17 protein-coding genes are annotated in these 15,583 nt (G+C 51.4%); all 17 read right to left on the minus strand.

Going from position 1 to position 15,583, the window contains the following annotated elements; genetic code table 11:
• Nucleotides 1-21: 21 nt before the first annotated feature.
• Nucleotides 22-1,836 carry a DNA primase gene (gene dnaG / locus FCN15_RS02010; RefSeq protein WP_138493256.1) on the minus strand — a complete coding sequence of 605 codons (1,815 nt, stop codon included), beginning with the start codon at nt 1,834-1,836 and terminating at the stop codon, nt 22-24.
• Between the two features lie 40 nt (nt 1,837-1,876).
• Nucleotides 1,877-2,332 carry a YaiI/YqxD family protein gene (locus FCN15_RS02015; RefSeq protein WP_138493257.1) on the minus strand — a complete coding sequence of 152 codons (456 nt, stop codon included), beginning with the start codon at nt 2,330-2,332 and terminating at the stop codon, nt 1,877-1,879.
• A 33-nt stretch (nt 2,333-2,365) separates the two neighbouring features.
• Nucleotides 2,366-4,447 (minus strand): glycine--tRNA ligase subunit beta, encoded by a 2,082-nt coding sequence (glyS, locus tag FCN15_RS02020; RefSeq protein WP_138493258.1) that lies wholly within the window; start codon nt 4,445-4,447, stop codon nt 2,366-2,368.
• Nucleotides 4,440-5,324: a glycine--tRNA ligase subunit alpha gene (gene glyQ / locus FCN15_RS02025; RefSeq protein ID WP_138493259.1), complete on the minus strand. Its 885-nt coding sequence runs from the start codon at nt 5,322-5,324 to the stop codon at nt 4,440-4,442. The genes glyS and glyQ overlap by 8 nt, the downstream gene beginning before the upstream one ends.
• Nucleotides 5,325-5,657: 333 nt before the next feature.
• The gene (gene recO / locus FCN15_RS02030; RefSeq protein ID WP_138493260.1) at nt 5,658-6,404 is read right to left on the minus strand and encodes a DNA repair protein RecO; all 747 of its coding nucleotides are present in this window, start codon (nt 6,402-6,404) and stop codon (nt 5,658-5,660) included.
• A gap of 53 nt (nt 6,405-6,457) precedes the next feature.
• On the minus strand, nt 6,458-6,598 hold the full coding sequence (locus FCN15_RS02035; RefSeq protein ID WP_138493261.1) for a YqzL family protein: 141 nt from the start codon (nt 6,596-6,598) through the stop codon (nt 6,458-6,460).
• A 96-nt stretch (nt 6,599-6,694) separates the two neighbouring features.
• Nucleotides 6,695-7,594: a GTPase Era gene (era, locus tag FCN15_RS02040; protein WP_138493262.1), complete on the minus strand. Its 900-nt coding sequence runs from the start codon at nt 7,592-7,594 to the stop codon at nt 6,695-6,697.
• A 31-nt stretch (nt 7,595-7,625) separates the two neighbouring features.
• A complete protein-coding gene (locus FCN15_RS02045; protein WP_476703845.1) occupies nt 7,626-8,045 on the minus strand; it encodes a cytidine deaminase in 420 nt (139 codons plus the stop codon).
• Between the two features lie 42 nt (nt 8,046-8,087).
• Nucleotides 8,088-8,462 carry a diacylglycerol kinase family protein gene (locus FCN15_RS02050; RefSeq protein WP_138493264.1) on the minus strand — a complete coding sequence of 125 codons (375 nt, stop codon included), beginning with the start codon at nt 8,460-8,462 and terminating at the stop codon, nt 8,088-8,090.
• Entirely contained in the window at nt 8,462-8,959 is a 498-nt protein-coding gene (gene ybeY / locus FCN15_RS02055) for an rRNA maturation RNase YbeY (protein ID WP_138493265.1), read from the minus strand. The genes FCN15_RS02050 and ybeY overlap by 1 nt, the downstream gene beginning before the upstream one ends.
• On the minus strand, nt 8,931-11,216 hold the full coding sequence (locus FCN15_RS02060) for an HD family phosphohydrolase (RefSeq protein ID WP_138493266.1): 2,286 nt from the start codon (nt 11,214-11,216) through the stop codon (nt 8,931-8,933). The genes ybeY and FCN15_RS02060 overlap by 29 nt, the downstream gene beginning before the upstream one ends.
• A 206-nt stretch (nt 11,217-11,422) precedes the next feature.
• Nucleotides 11,423-12,391 carry a PhoH family protein gene (locus tag FCN15_RS02065; protein ID WP_138493267.1) on the minus strand — a complete coding sequence of 323 codons (969 nt, stop codon included), beginning with the start codon at nt 12,389-12,391 and terminating at the stop codon, nt 11,423-11,425.
• A gap of 6 nt (nt 12,392-12,397) precedes the next feature.
• Nucleotides 12,398-13,579 (minus strand): sporulation protein YqfD, encoded by a 1,182-nt coding sequence (yqfD, locus tag FCN15_RS02070; RefSeq protein WP_138493268.1) that lies wholly within the window; start codon nt 13,577-13,579, stop codon nt 12,398-12,400.
• Nucleotides 13,576-13,869, minus strand: coding sequence for a sporulation protein YqfC (gene yqfC, locus FCN15_RS02075; protein ID WP_138493269.1), 294 nt, complete (start codon nt 13,867-13,869; stop codon nt 13,576-13,578). Before yqfC ends, yqfD begins: the two co-directional genes overlap by 4 nt.
• 228 nt (nt 13,870-14,097) lie before the next feature.
• Nucleotides 14,098-14,541 carry a GatB/YqeY domain-containing protein gene (locus tag FCN15_RS02080; RefSeq protein ID WP_138493270.1) on the minus strand — a complete coding sequence of 148 codons (444 nt, stop codon included), beginning with the start codon at nt 14,539-14,541 and terminating at the stop codon, nt 14,098-14,100.
• A 15-nt stretch (nt 14,542-14,556) separates the two neighbouring features.
• Nucleotides 14,557-14,730, minus strand: coding sequence for a 30S ribosomal protein S21 (rpsU, locus tag FCN15_RS02085; RefSeq protein WP_005547957.1), 174 nt, complete (start codon nt 14,728-14,730; stop codon nt 14,557-14,559).
• A 350-nt stretch (nt 14,731-15,080) separates the two neighbouring features.
• Entirely contained in the window at nt 15,081-15,446 is a 366-nt protein-coding gene (locus FCN15_RS02090) for a histidine triad nucleotide-binding protein (RefSeq protein WP_138493271.1), read from the minus strand.
• Nucleotides 15,447-15,583: the final 137 nt, after the last annotated feature.

Consider the following 15,583-nt stretch of genomic DNA (forward strand, 5'->3'; position numbering starts at 1 on the left):
ACCGTCGCATCAGCCGTGTGTCTATTGTCTTTCTAGGGCTATAATCTCACTTGCAATCTTGGCTGCAGTCAGAAAGTCACCGGCTCTCTCCGCTGCAATCATTTCTTCTCTCTTGCGTTCAATATCGCTCTTGACGGGCACTTTCCGGATTTCGCGGATACAGTCGTCCAGCTCTTGGGTAGACCATTCCCCCGGCGTGTCCATCATCGCAATGGAGCTTACCGTCTTCTCCAGCCTTTCATCCTGAAGCGAGGACATAAACCGGCTGGCATCCGGGCTTTTTCCTTGGGCGTAATAAGCATACAGATAAGCGGCTATCGCCGCGTGTTCCTTAATGTTAAATTGGTCTCCAAGGCGGTCGCTTACGTAGCTGGCAACCTCTTCATCCTGAAGCATAAACGATAACAAACGCCGTTCCGCCACGTGATAGGCCGGCAGCAATACCGGCGCTTCGGGCTGCCTATTTTTATGCCTACCATTATTCCACCAATTGGCGTTATTATCCCCGTTAGATTCGTTTTTTTGAAGTTCCTGCCGAAATTGGTTGCATTCCTGCTTGAGGCTTTCAAAAGAAACCTGCAGATCGGCGGACAGTTCCTTCAGATAAATTTCACGTTCCGTAGGCGAAGGCAGCGGTGCAATGACTCCCATGGCTTCTTTGATGTAGGCTACCTTTCCCGCTTCTTCTAGCAGTATATGGTTTTTCCTCAAATATATAAGCTTAAATTTCACCGCGGAAACGGCACCTTCGACGATCTGATGCTGAAACCGTTCCCCGCCGTATTTACGGATATATTCATCGGGATCCAGCCCTTCGCCAATCATGCCGATCCGTACCTTGAAGCCCGCCCCTTCCAAAACAGGTATGCTCTTCATAGCGGCCGCCTGACCGGCTTTATCACCGTCATAACAAACCAAAGCTTCATCCGCGAGCGATTTCAAGATGGCTGCATGGCTGTCCGTCAATGCGGTCCCCATTGTAGCAACCGTGTTATGCACACCTGCATCCCATGCGCTGATGACATCACCGAACCCTTCAAAAATGACCACCTGGCTCTTCTTCCGGATTTCATTCTTGGAGCGGTGCAGGTTATACAGCGTCCGGCTTTTGCTGAACAGCCTGCTCTCCGGTGAGTTCAAGTATTTGGGCTGGCCTTCGCCCAGAATACGTCCTGCAAAGGCAATGACTTTGCCGCTGCGGTTATGAATTGGAAAAATGACCCGGTCCCTGAAGCGGTCGACAAAACCGGATCCGTCGTTCTTCGCTGACAGCAATCCGCCTTTCTCCATAGCTGCAAGGTCAAAAGAACGCTTCTCCAAAAATTGCAGCAGCGTATCCCATCTGGCGGGGGCATAGCCAATTTCAAACACATCAATCAGACGGTCATGAATGCCCCGGTTCTTCAAATATTCCATTGCACCTTGGCCATATTCCGTGTTCTTAAGCAGAAAATGATAGAACTTTCCGGACCATTCATTTGCCTGAAGCAGCGCATCCAGCTCGGGATTATGCGGCGCAGCAGAAGCTCCCGCTTCCTGAAAGGGAATATGCGCTTCCTCAGCCATAGTCTTCACGGCCTCCGGAAAAGTCAGGCCTTCGATTTCCATTCTGAACTTAATGGCATTGCCGCCTGCACCGCAGCCGTAGCAGTGAAAGATCTGCCGGTCCGGTGTAACGGTGAACGAAGGGGTCTTCTCAGAATGAAACGGGCAGAGCCCCTTCAAATATTTCCCCTGCTTCGTGAGATGAACATGCTTGCTAACGGTATCCACGATGTCATGGTGTCGCAACACAGCTTCAATGACTTCTTCCGGTATACTTCTTCCGGTACTCATCTTTACCACCTTCATCTCTTGTGCACAATATACTTATTCGCTAAGAACATCCGATCTCCTGCCGGTCCTCTAAAAGTTTTGTCAACTTTTGCTGAAAATGCACCCTGTCTTCTGCAGTAAAAGCCCGGGGACCCTTGGAATGGCGGCCTGCGCGGCGCGCTTTGGCCTGGACATGCCGGCGTTCCAGCAGGTAATCAATATTACCCGGATGATATAATTCTCCCCTTGGAGACAGAACATCGCAGCCCTTGCCAATGGCCAGTGCTGCGAGTCCGTAATCGTGTGTAATGACAATATCGCGCGGGGCGATATGGTTCGCTATAAATAAATCGGCGCTTTGCGCGCTGCGGTCCACCCGGGCGACTTTAACGCCTTCGATCTCTTGAATGAGGTGGTCAAAGGAAGCCACCATAAGAACGGGGACCGAAAATGTTCGGGCCGTCTGTGCGATTTCCTGCTTTACTGGACAAGAATCTCCGTCAACCACGATGTTCATTTTTCGGCCCCCTGCTGCTTGAAAAATAACTTGTTAAGCCCAAACCAGCTTGCTAAAGTCGGCAAATGCCTTTAGGTCTTCGTCAATCGCGGCAAGAAGAGCCAGACGGTTGTTCCGGATCTGCTCGTCGTCCGCCATAACCATAACGCTGTCGAAGAAAGCGGTAATCGGCTCCTTCAGACCGCTCAGCAGATGAAGCGCCTGCTCGGCCTCATTCTGCTCCAGAGCCTGGCGGTAGTCCGCGGAAGCAGACTGCCATGCTTCATAGAGCGCCTGTTCGGAAGCCTCGTTCAGCAGATCAGATCTAACTTTCTCAGCGGATACCGCTTTGGCAGCCAGATTGCTGACCCGGTTGAAGGAATCCACCGTCGATTTGAAATCTTCCTGTCCGTTCACCGCAGCCGCGAGTGCATTGCCTCGTTTCACGACTGAAACCACATTATCATGTCCTGCAGCGATAACCGCATCCACAATATCGTAACGAAGATCGTCTGACAATATCTTCTTCACGCGCAGTCCAAAAAATTCATTCATATCCTGCGAGATTTGCGAAGCCGGACGTTTCAAGCCCCGCAGCGCTTCATGCGCCTCAATGCCCAGCGCAAAAATTTCGCTCAGCTGAATATCGAGCTTATGCTCAAGCACAATCTGCACAATGCCCTGTGCCTGCCGTCTCAATCCGTATGGATCCTGGGAGCCTGTCGGAATAATGCCGATCGAGAAGCAGCCTACAATTGTATCAATCTTGTCCGCAATGCTGACAATGGAGCCAGCCAGGGAAGCCGGCACGTTATCCCCGGCAAAACGCGGCTGATAGTGTTCAAACACGACGTCCGCAGCCGCCTCGGATTCACCTGCTTTGCGGGCATAATCCTGTCCCATTACCCCTTGAAGCTCAGGGAATTCATAGACCATTTGCGTAACGAGATCAAATTTGCAGATTTCTGCTCCGCGGTTTGCCGTTTCCCGAACGCTGCTGTCGACACTCAGCTTGGCTGCCAGATTATCGGCAATGCGGCGGATGCGGCGGACCTTGTCGCCGATCGTTCCGAGCTCTTCGTGGAAGACAATCGTTTCGAGCTTGGAAAGGGCGTCTTTAATCGCCAGCTTCTGATCTTCCTCGTAGAAGAACTTCGCGTCGGACAGACGGGCGCGCAGCACCTTTTCATTCCCTTTGGAAATAACATCCAGAGAGTCGCTGTTGCCGTTGCGGACCGTAACGAAGAACGGAAGGAGCGAGCCCTTGCTGTCCAGCACCGGAAAATAACGCTGATGCTCGCGCATGGAAGTAATGAGCACTTCCTGCGGAATGTTCAGGAACGATTCGTCGAATGTGCCTACAAGCACCGTCGGCGTTTCAACGAGGAACAGCACTTCCTCAAGCAGGTCATCTTTGACCGCAATGTTCCAGCCTTTTTCGGCAGCGAGCTTCTCAATCTGGTCTACGATCAGCTTCTGACGCTCTTCCGTATCGGCGATAACATGCTGCCTGCGGAGAGTATCCAGATAATCGGCTGGTTCAGAAATAACGGCTTCGCTGCCCAGGAACCGGTGCCCTTTGGTTACGTTACCGGATTCTACACCCGCTATAGATACGGGAACAACCTCGGAGCCAAACAGCGCGGCGATCCATTTGATCGGACGCACGAATTTAAAGTCATAGCTTGCCCAGCGCATATTTTTCGGAAAAGTCATTGCCGTCAGAATGCCAAGCAGGCCTTCAGGCAGCACGTCCGACGTATAGACGCCTTTGGTGTTCTTGGTTACGTAAATGTACTCTACGCCCCCAAGCTCGCGGAATGTGAACTGCTCGGGCTCCACGCCCTGGCTGCGGGCAAAACCAAGCGCGGCTTTGCTCCAGTTCCCATTTTCATCGAGAGCGATTTTGCGGGAAGGGCCTTTAACTTCCTCTTCCACATCCTCCTGCTTCTCGGCAACATCCTTAACCAGCACCGTCAAACGGCGCGGAGTCGCATAAGCATGGGCGGTCCCGTGCTGAATGCCGGAAGCGTCCAGCCATTTTACCGTACGCTCCTTCAATTGATCCATGGCTGCCCGGATAAAGCGGGCCGGCGTTTCCTCAAGTCCGATTTCAAACAGCAGATCCTTAGGCATGTTCTACTCCTCCTTTAAGCAGCGGGAATCCAAGCTTCTCGCGTTCTTCCAGATAAGTTGCGGCAACCTGTCTTGCCAGATTGCGGACGCGTGTGATGTACCCCGTTCTCTCGGTTACACTGATGGCGCCGCGGGCGTCAAGCAGGTTGAACGTATGCGAGCATTTCAGGACATAGTCATAAGCCGGGAACACGAGGTGCTCGCTCATGGCGCGGTTCGCTTCCTGCTCGTACATGTTGAACAAAGTGAACAGCATCTTGACATCCGATACTTCAAACGTATATTTGGAGTGCTCAACCTCCGGATGATGGAATACGTCGCCATAGCTGATGCCTTCCACCCACTCCAGATCAAACACATTTTCTTTCTCTTGGATATAAGAAGCCAGACGCTCCATCCCGTAAGTGATTTCCACCGCTACCGGGTTCGTTTCAATTCCGCCCACCTGCTGGAAATAAGTAAACTGCGTAATCTCCATGCCGTCGAGCCAAACCTCCCAGCCCAGACCGGCGCAGCCCAGCGACGGGTTCTCCCAGTTGTCTTCCACGAAACGGATGTCATGCTTGAGCGGATCAACGCCCAGTTCTTTAAGGCTGTCCAGATACAGCTCCTGAATATTGTCAGGGGACGGCTTGATAATGACCTGGAACTGGTGATGCTGATACAAGCGGTTCGGGTTCTCCCCGTAACGGCCGTCGGAAGGACGGCGGGAAGGCTCGACATAAGCCACTTTCCAAGGCTCCGGACCGAGCGAACGCAGGAAAGTCATCGGGTTCATCGTGCCTGCCCCTTTTTCGGTGTCATAAGGTTGTACGAGAATACAGTTCTGCTTAGCCCAAAACTCTTGCAGCGTCAGAATCATCTGCTGAAAATTCATACTAACACTCCTTCTCTCTTATTGTGAAAAAGCCGCTCTTCGGCGGTCAATTCTATACAGACAGCAAAAAGCTCCCGCCTCTACGTCTGTATATCAGACGTAGGGACGAGAGCTGATCCCGCGGTTCCACCCTACTTGATCCGGCAGGCGCCGAATCCACTTTTCACGTTCCATCAGCCGCTCCAGGGACCGCCATTTGAACAAATCAGCCAATCCGGGCTCCCACCATCCCCGGCTCGCTTAAATCGGCTTGCAGATTTGTTCTTCTTCCCGTTCAACACAGCCAATCGGTTAAAGAAATATGATTTATAATAAATGATTTCAAACGCCAAGTCAAATTTGATACTTATCCAGCTGATCCAGAAAGTTACGCGACTTTAACTGAAGCCCCAGCTGCATATCCATCAGTGAGCGCATCACCGTCTTCAGCTCCGCTTTAGTCGAATCCTTTACCGTGATATTGCCCAGCCTCCGCATATCCAGTCTGGCAAACAGACGCAGCAGCTTCAGCACGGAGGCAGAAACCGGCAGAGCGGCCGGGTCGAGATGCCGGCTTCGTCTGCTCAGGACACCCCCAAGCCGCGGACTGAAGAATTCGAGCTCCTGGTCCGTTCCTGACACGACGCACACGTCCATTTCAGGTCCGTATCCCGCAGCCTGCAGAATTTTCATTTCAAACAAATGAATGACGATCGCGGGGTCTTTGCCCTCCTGCAGCGCATCCAGGCAAGCCTTCAGCTGCCCAAACCAGAAAGAGCCTGTCTCCTCCTCCTGCAGAACCCTGTCAAGCAGCTCGCAGGCATATGAGGCGTAGGCGGCCAAAGTAAGATCTTCCCGAAGCGCATGATGGGATTCAATGATTTCACCGCCATTTAGCGTTCCGAGCCCTTTATTTCTGAAAAAAATGTACTGTCCGTAGGTAAAGGGCAGTGTCATGGCGCCGTGGCGGCTTTTGGGCTTCTTGGCTCCCCGCACCATAATGCCCGCTTTGCCGTCCTGTTCGGTCAGCAGGGTAATAATCTTATTTCCTTCCCCATAATCCATGGCACGAATCACAATGCCTTCCACTCTGTATAACATAAGCCCCTCCCGACCTCGGGAGCTTCCCCCATCCGCAAACAAGAGGAGGCTGTTTATGCCTCCTCTTGTTCCAAAGCCAGCTCTTCTGGCTCCTCTCGCTCTTCTTCCGCCGGGGGAGCGCCGATCTCTTTAAAAAGCATATAAGCATCTACATCACCAGTCATCGTAAAATACTTCCACGAAAAGTCTCGCACTCGTATTCACCCTTTCTTCGGACATGACGCCTTGCTTTGTAAGAATAGGATGTACCGAGCCTGACTAACTATTCGCTCAAATAACTGGGAAAACGGCTAGTCCCGGTTAAAGCCGAGATCCCGCAGGATCCGCTCCTGGTTCCGCCAGTCTTTCTTAACTTTTACCCACAATTCCAGGAAAATCTTCGATCCGAGCAGGTGTTCAATATCGTGACGGGCAAGCTTGCCGATTTCCTTCAGCAGCGCCCCCTGCTTGCCGATGATAATCCCTTTCTGGGAGTCGCGTTCCACAAAAATAACAGCCGAAATATGCACGACTCCATTCTCCTGCACCCGCATATCCTCAATCGTAACGGCAATCGAGTGAGGCACTTCTTCCCGGGTCAGATGGAGAATTTTCTCGCGGATCAGCTCTGCGCAGACAAACTGCTCGGGATGGTCCGTCACCTGGTCTTCCGGATAATACTGCGGCCCTTCCGGCAGATATTTGGCAATCTGCTCCAGCAGCGTATTGACGTTGTTCCCCATCATGGCCGAAATCGGCACAATTTCCGCGAAAGGATACAGCTTGCTGTATTCCTCGATCATCGGAAGCAGCTCTTCCGGCGTGATCTTATCGATTTTGTTCAGCACCAGAATAACCGGTGTCTTGACTTCTTTCAGGCGTTCGATAATGAAGCGGTCACCTCCGCCAAAGCCTTCCGAGGCATCAGCCAGGAACAGCACGGCTTCAACCTCGCCAAAGGTATTCAGCGCAGTTGTGTTCATATAATCGCCAAGCTTGGACTGGCGTTTATGGATCCCCGGGGTATCCAGGAAAATAATCTGCATCTCATTTGACGTATAGACGCCATGGATTTTATTGCGTGTAGTCTGCGGCTTGTCAGACATAATAGCGATTTTTTGCCCGATGATTTGGTTCATCAGGGTGGACTTGCCGACATTCGGCCGTCCTACGATGGTTACAAAGCCGGATTTAAATGATGATTTTGCCATAAATTCTCCTTTTCCTTGGACAAGCAGTAAACTAATTACGGGCTTCCTTCAAATGGGAAGGCACAAAGGCGTAGGGCAGCAGCTCCCCGACCGTTGTCTCCCTGAAATCCCCTTTCAGGTTGCCGAGAATGACCGGAAGGTCAAGCCCTCCGAGTTCGGCCAGCACCTGGCGGCACACGCCGCAGGGTACAATAGGATCGTCCGTATCGCCAACGACCGCAATGGCCTTAAAGGTGCCTGGACGGCTGCCGTCCGCAATCGCCCGGAATAAAGCGGTGCGCTCAGCGCAGTTAGTTGGGCTGTAAGCGGCATTTTCCACATTGCAGCCATGATGGACATGACCATGTTCATCCAGCAGAGCAGCTCCTACCCCGAAATTTGAATAAGGCACATAAGCCTTTTGATACGCTTTCATCGCTTCCTGAAGCAGCTCTTTATTATCCATGTTTATTTTAACCTCACCTTTCCGTTTAAAACTTCCGATTTCATCAGTTCAGTGCCAGCCAAAATAGTCGCAGACCGGGGAGTAAAACAGTATCATTCCGATCAGCACCGCAAAAGAAGCAGCGACCAGTACCGCACCGGCGGCCGTGTCCTTTGCAATCTTGGCAAGCGGGTGCCAATCGTCAGTCACCAGGTCTACAACGGTTTCCAGGGCCGTGTTAACGAGCTCCAGCGCGATCACAGACGAAATCGTGAGCAGCAGCAGAACCCAGCTGAGGACTGGCAGCCGAAAGAAGGCCGCCCCGGCTGTTACAGCAATAGCCACCGCCAGGTGCGCTTTCATATTCCGCTGCGTGCGCACAGCATACCAGATCCCGGCAGCGGCATAACGGAAAGTGAACTTCCACCTTGGGCGCGGCTTCATCAGCGCACCAGGCCTGCTTCGGCCAGCACGGCCTCTTGTTTGCCCATCATCTCAGCTTCGCTTGCTTCATCCTGGTGGTCGTAGCCGAGCAAATGAAGGAAGCCGTGTACAAAGAGAAAACCAAGCTCGCGTTCAAAGGAATGCCCATAGTCTTCACTTTGCTCCTGGACACGCTCCAAGGAAATAATGATGTCCCCCAGCATCTCCGGTAAAATGTCGAGGCTTTCCCCCTCTTCGAGCTCATAAATGATCTCAGGCTCTTCGTCAAGGCTTTCGGTCATGGCAAAAGACAATACGTCCGTCGGCCGGTCAATCCCCCTGTATTCCAGGTTCAATTCATGGATCCGCTCATTGTCTACAAAAGTGAGGGCTACATCGCCGTCTTCTACACCTTCTGCAGCGGCCGCTTTTTGGAGCAGCGTTTCAAGCAGCTTGATCCATTCCTCCGAAATTTCAAATTTATCCTGTTCATTGCTCCAATCCAGCTGAATGGCCATCCTTCTCACGCTCTTTCTCAACATTATTCTTGGTGACTTTCACATCCTCCGGGTATTCGATCCGGGAATGGAAAATCCCCATCACCGTCTCCTTAAGGGTCTGCCCGACTATGTCCAGCTCCCGCATGGTTAAATCACATTCTTTGAACTGATGATCATCCAGGCGGCTCTTGATAATCTTCTCGATCATCGTCTCCACCTGATTGACCGTCGGCTTGCGCAGAGACCGGACAGCGGCCTCAACACTGTCGGCAATCCCGACAATAGCCGCTTCTTTCGTCTGGGCATTCGGACCGGGATAACGGAAATCGTCCTCTGTAAAATCAGGCTCAATACCCTGCTCCTCAGCCTGCTGCAACGCCTTGTGATAGAAGAAGTGCAGGAAGGTGGTGCCATGATGCTGCTCCGCGATATCGCGGATCGGCTTGGGCAGCTTATACTCCTTCTGCATTTCAGCGCCATCACGCGCATGAGCAATAATAATAGATTTGCTTAATTTGGGATCAATAAAATCATGCGGATTCTCCATCCCGTTCTGGTTCTCGATAAAGTAGCCCGGCCTTTTCGTCTTTCCGATATCGTGATAGTACGAGCCTACCCGGCACAGCAAGCCGTTGGCCCCGATCGCTTCCGCAGCAGCCTCGGACAAATTGCCGACCATCACGCTGTGATGATAGGTTCCGGGGGTCTCCGTCAGCAGCTTGCGCAGCAGCGGATGGTTCGGATTGCTCAGTTCCACAAGTTTGAGCGCAGACAGAATTCCAAAGGTCACCTCAAAGAAAGGCATCAGGCCAAAAACCATAATGGTAGCCAATAATCCGCTGGCAAAAGCAAATCCAAGCGCATACAGCACATTTGTCTGATTCCACCCCGTTGAGCTGATCATCATGAGGGTTCCGACGAGCAGAGCCCCAAAGAAAGAAACCATCACCCCAGCCTTCAAAATGGATGCCCGCTGGCTGGCGCGCTGGATGCTGAAGATCGAAACGAATGACGTCACAAGCGTAAATAATCCGTAATAGAAATCAAAAATCTGCCCCTGGTGGATATTAAGCACGACACTAGCCACGACAGATAAAATAATCGAACAGATCAAAGCCAGAGGAACATCGAGCAGCAGAGTGACCAGCATAGCCCCAACCGCAACCGGAGCCAGATAACCCATATACGGCCTGCGGTCATTGTGGAGAAGCTGAAGCAAATGCATCGACAAAATGGTGATCAGGAAGATCAGCAGCAGCATTAGAAGCTGCGAATTGTTGTATTTAAACCGGACGCCGGCCTCTGACTGCCTGATATACATATAAAGTCCAGTTCCCAGAAGGAAGGACAGCAAAGCGACGCCAACCTGCGGCCAGTAGTTCACATCGCTCTTGAGCAGGTCATTATCCTTCAGGAGGGTGTACATTTCCTGGGTAATGACCTGGCCTTTGGCTACCAGCACATCACCTTGCTTAATATAGACCGGAGCCGTATTCTCCCGGGCTTTGACTTTAGCTTCCTTGGTAGCGTCTTCATCGTAAAATTTGTTAGCCGTGATGACGTAACGGGCAAGCTCCTGTACTATCTCCCGCGAAATCCGTTTGCTGAGAGAGCTTGAGCTGACCTGCTCGGCTACTTTGGCCCGGATGGTTTGAGCTTCCGTCGCCGGGTCATACATCAGCCTGCTCACAATATCGGAGGCAACCGGCTTCATCTCGGCGATATCCTCCGGTTTGAGCTGGGGAAGCTTCACATAAGTCTCTTCCGAAATGTGATACAGCTGTTCATTGACTCGGGTACGGACCTCGTCCAGGAAGGTAGAGGAATAATTGCCGGAATCCCGGCTGGACATAATGAAATTCTGGATGTGCGACTGAAAAATCTGCGGCAGATCCTGCCTGTATATCGATATTTTATCTTCACGGGAGACTTGATCATCCTGGTTGATCCGGGCAATTTGATCCAGCATCTCCGTTATAATCGTTTCATTCCGGAGGGAAATCTTGGTATACACCGGCTTCTCGGCTTCCGCAGCTTCCTCCTGGGCCTTCAGGGTCGCCTTTGTATTCTGAATCTGCATCGGTGCCAGAATTTCTTTCTCGCTCGGCATATTGACGGTGATATTGTATTTCTCCGGCAGCAGATTAGGGGCAAGGCTCACATACAGCATAATCATCAGTAAAGCGAACAGAGCATAGCGCATTCCTGCGCTATGCTTCCACCCTGCCATCTTTGATTGAATCGAGTTGCGATTGGTATTTTGATTGGAGGTCATTCGAAACAGCCCTCTCTATCCTTGAAATTTGTCCCCGGCATCCATTCCGGTATACCAGAATAGATGGAATGACCGACGATCGGCCCCGGAGCCCCCTTCCGCCGGCTGGCAGTAGGGAGTCTATCTCGCTAGATACATAGACAGACTGTCAGTGTTCGGCTGAGGCGATTTGGCCCCTGCCGTAACCGGCAAGCAGCTTCAGAGCGTCAGGCGTTGTCGGCCGCTGCTTCGTAAGCCACAATGATCTTCTGCACCAGAGAGTGGCGAACAACATCCGATTCGTTAAAATGGACAAATCCGATCTCCTCAATCCGATTCAGGATGGTGCTGGCCTCAATCAGACCGGATTTCTTGCCTCTAGGCAAATCAATCTGCGTCATATCTCCGGTTATGACCATTTTGGAGCCGAAGCCAAGACGCGTCAAGAACATCTTCATCTGCTCCGGCGTCGTATTCTGGGCTTCATCCAGAATAATAAAGGAATCGTCCAGCGTTCTGCCGCGCATATAGGCGAGCGGGGCAATTTCAATGAGTCCCCGTTCAAGCGCCTTCGCTACCTGGTCTGGGCCCATCACGTCATAAAGCGCATCGTAAAGCGGCCGTAAATAAGGGTCCACCTTCTCCTGCAGATCGCCCGGAAGAAAGCCGAGGCTTTCCCCGGCTTCAACGGCCGGACGCGTAAGCACGATTTTCTTAACGGAGCCTTCCTTCAAGGCAGCAATGGCAAGCACGACGGCCAAGTAGGTTTTGCCTGTACCCGCCGGGCCGATTCCAAACACAATGTCCCGTTTCTTGATCATCGTCACATAATGATTTTGACCGATTGTTTTAACACGAATAGGTTTGCCGCGGAAGGTAACCGCAACTTCGCCTTTATATAAATTTAGCAGCTGGTCTGCCCGCATATCGAGCGCGAGATCAATGGAATAAGACACATCACGTTCGGTCAGCACATATCCGCCGCGAATCAGCTCTAGCAGCACTTCAAACAGCTGCTGGGCCACCATCGTATCCCGGTCACTGCCGCGAACCGAGATCTCTGATTCTCGCGAGACGACTTGAACATCGATTTTCTCTTCCACCATTTTCAGGAAAATATCCTGTGGACCAAACAAAGAAAGTCCTTCTGAAGCATTCTTAAGCGGGATTCTGATCACGGTCTGTTGTTCTGCCAAATATACTCATTCTCCTTGATCTTGGACTAAAGGAACCTCTTCAGCAATATTTTGCTCTACCTCAAACAACACTTTCATATAAACTTTACCATTCTCGGTGTTCTCATGCAAAATTTTTTGCTCTTTCACTACGGAGTCGGAGCCATATTTGGCCAAAATATCGCGTTTCGCCTGGTCAATGCCCCCGGCCTTCGCCTGTTCCGGCGTCTGCTCGATCTCGATATCCGCTTTCTCCATGACGTGTTCGCTCATCCAGCCGATAGGCAGCTTCCACTTTCTCCAGGTCAGCGGATCCGTTTCCGTATAGGTTACGCTTTGCTCAAAGCGGTTCTTGCCGTAACCGGTCAATTGAACGGCCGTATTCCCGAAATACAGATACCCCTTCGTCTTCTTGGCCCCGCTGAGCACGCTTTGTTTCTTGACCAGCGGCGCCTCGATATTGTATTCATGCCAGACAAGCCCCCGGACCTCTCCTTTGGAGACGACAGCCTTTCCCGCCTGGTAACCGGATATTAGAATACTGCCTTTTTTAACGCGGTCATTCTTGGCAGCCTGCGGGTAGCCTTTTTCCGCATAGATATAAGTGATTACCGCATCGGATGTGCTGATCAGATTGCTGGGGCTGCTCAGCTTCTGTTCTTTAGGCTTGGTCGCCTCTACCACTTCAATCGTCGCCTTGGTTCCGTGAATGGTTACGCCTACCCACGACGTTCCGTCCAGCTTGCGCGTCAGGCTCTTTGACAGCTTGTCCTGTTCAGGCAACTTGAATTTCCATTGAAAAGGATACAGTCCTTCCTCTTTGGCAGCCTGCCTGATGTCCTCCGCCGGTATCTGAACGTTGCCCTTCACTTCTACGTCCCACACCATGGAAGACATAAAGAGGATCGCCAGCACAAAGAAAATAATTCCTGCGAGGAACCATTTGCGCCGGAGAACCCGCATGGCTGTGAACGGAAGCCCCTTCCGGCGTTTCACATGCACCCGGCAGCTTGTCTGCTTCAGCAGGGGACGAAGTCTGAAGAAATCACCGAGCAGGACACTGACTTCCATCCTCCTCCCCGGCAGGGGTTTGACCTCCCAAACCCCTATTCCGTGTTCCGCGCATTTGTTAATAAGCTCTTCCAAATCACCTCCGCGGACTTCAAGACTAACCCAGCCGCGGAGAAAACCAAAAGCCGGTTCTTTCACGGTTTCTCCCCCATTCCACGATACTTGATTTCTGAAATATCCCCTTCAATCATCACTTCCTGGGGCATAATGGTCTTGATGACCAGATCTTTTCCCGTCACTTCGAGGCCGCCTTCACTGAGAGCCAGGCTTAGCCGCTCCTCCGAAAAATGCAGAACACCCCTGTGATTCTCAATCAGCAGCTGCTTCCCGCCGACAAGCGTTAACCTGGGCAGCTCAAATACGAGATCCCCCGGGAGATCGAGCGCATCAACGGTCCATTTGCGAAATTTGCGGGCAATGCGGCTCATACGAGGCAATCCTCCTTCCCCTATGCTAAAAAATATGCTCCAGCCTCCGGTTTTATGAAAGCAGCCCAAGGACAGCATCCGCCGGGAGACAAAAAAATCCCGTCCATGCCTAAGCACAGACGGGATTGTCTGGGTATTCAAGAACTGACGGAACCCTAAGAACCGGCAGTTCCGGGTTATAAACAGCAAAAAACGCCCTCCATATCGAAGGGCGTTCCGCTAATCGCTTTATTGCAGCAGCTGCTGAACTGCCTGGTTGACAAGCTTGCCTTCTGCCCGTCCTTTGACTTTGGGCATCAGGGCACTCATGACTTTCCCCATATCGGCTTTCGAAGAAGCACCGGTTTCCTGGATGGTCTGCTGTACAATTACTTTAATTTCTTCTTCGGTAAGCTGCTCGGGGAGGTACCGGGCAATAATATCAATCTCTGCATTCAAATTCTCTGCAAGATCATCTCGGCCTGCTTTAATAAAATCCTGGAGGGCATCTTTGCGCTGTTTGATTTCACGACTTAGGATATCAAGCACTTCGTCGTCGTTCAGACTTCTCTTCAGATCTATTTCAAGATTCTTGATCGTAGCACGAACCATACGAATCGTGGTGAGTTTGAACTTCTCCTGATTCCTCATCGCTTGCTTCATATCTTCGTTTAATCGTTCGCTAAGATTCATGAAGTTCAAATCCTCCTAGAACTTTCTCTTACGAGCAGCCTCAGACTTTTTCTTGCGTTTCACGCTTGGCTTTTCATAATGCTTGCGTTTCTTCACCTCAGCCAAGACGCCGTCTTTGGCAATGGAGCGCTTAAAGCGACGAAGTGCAGCATCGATTGTCTCATTTTTGCGAACTTTTGTTTCAGACACCAGTTTTCCCTCCCTCCGACCAGACCGTCCAAGAGCATAACACGGTTCATCAATCTTCATTATAGGTGAAGACACAACTCAGGTCAACTATTCAATAAATAATCCCGGCTGGTAGATTTGAGGAAATCGGCTGTGCACTGATTGAAACACCGCTGAATAACCCCACACAAAGCCATTTTAAGCCGTTTAAAGCCATTTATTTATTGAACAAAGATTAAACAAACTTGAACTCCCCTCAAGTCAAAATGCTGTTCTGCACCGAATTGAAAAGGGATCGCCCAAGCTTCGCCGGCAGCGGCCGTTTCAGGCTCTGCCAGCACTGCAGCTGTATCTTCCTCTATTATACCCGCTTATTCGGCATGAGAGCCTGAAATTCCTGTAAGCGCACCTAGTTTGGCACCGCCCAGCAAATGATAGTGCAGATGAAAAACCGTCTGCCCGCCGTCAGGCCCGCAGTTATTAATCAGTCTATAGCCTGTTTCGGCCAGGCCCAGCTTCCGCGAGGTCTCTTGTGCAACCTGATGAAGCCTTCCGATCAGGGCAAAATCCTCGCCGCCCGCTTCATCCATGGAAGCAATATGCTTCTTGGGAATCATTACCGCATGGACTGGAGCCGCCGGCTGAATATCGTGGAAGACGAGAAATTCATCGTCCTCATAAATTTTGCGGGATGGAATTTCTCCGCTGACAATTTTGCAGAACAAGCAATTCTCCATATTAACAGCCTCCTGAGCATTTATGTATTCGCCATCTTCAGGTCAGGACTTGTCCTTCTGAAGCCTTATCTTCCTTATCATACCGAAACGGGGCAAAAAAAAGAAGCACCCCGCAGCTCCCTATAGGGAGTGCGTGA

The organism is Paenibacillus pinistramenti, from assembly GCF_005869875.1.
GTDB classification, from domain to species: Bacteria; Bacillota; Bacilli; order Paenibacillales; family Paenibacillaceae; genus Fontibacillus; species Fontibacillus pinistramenti.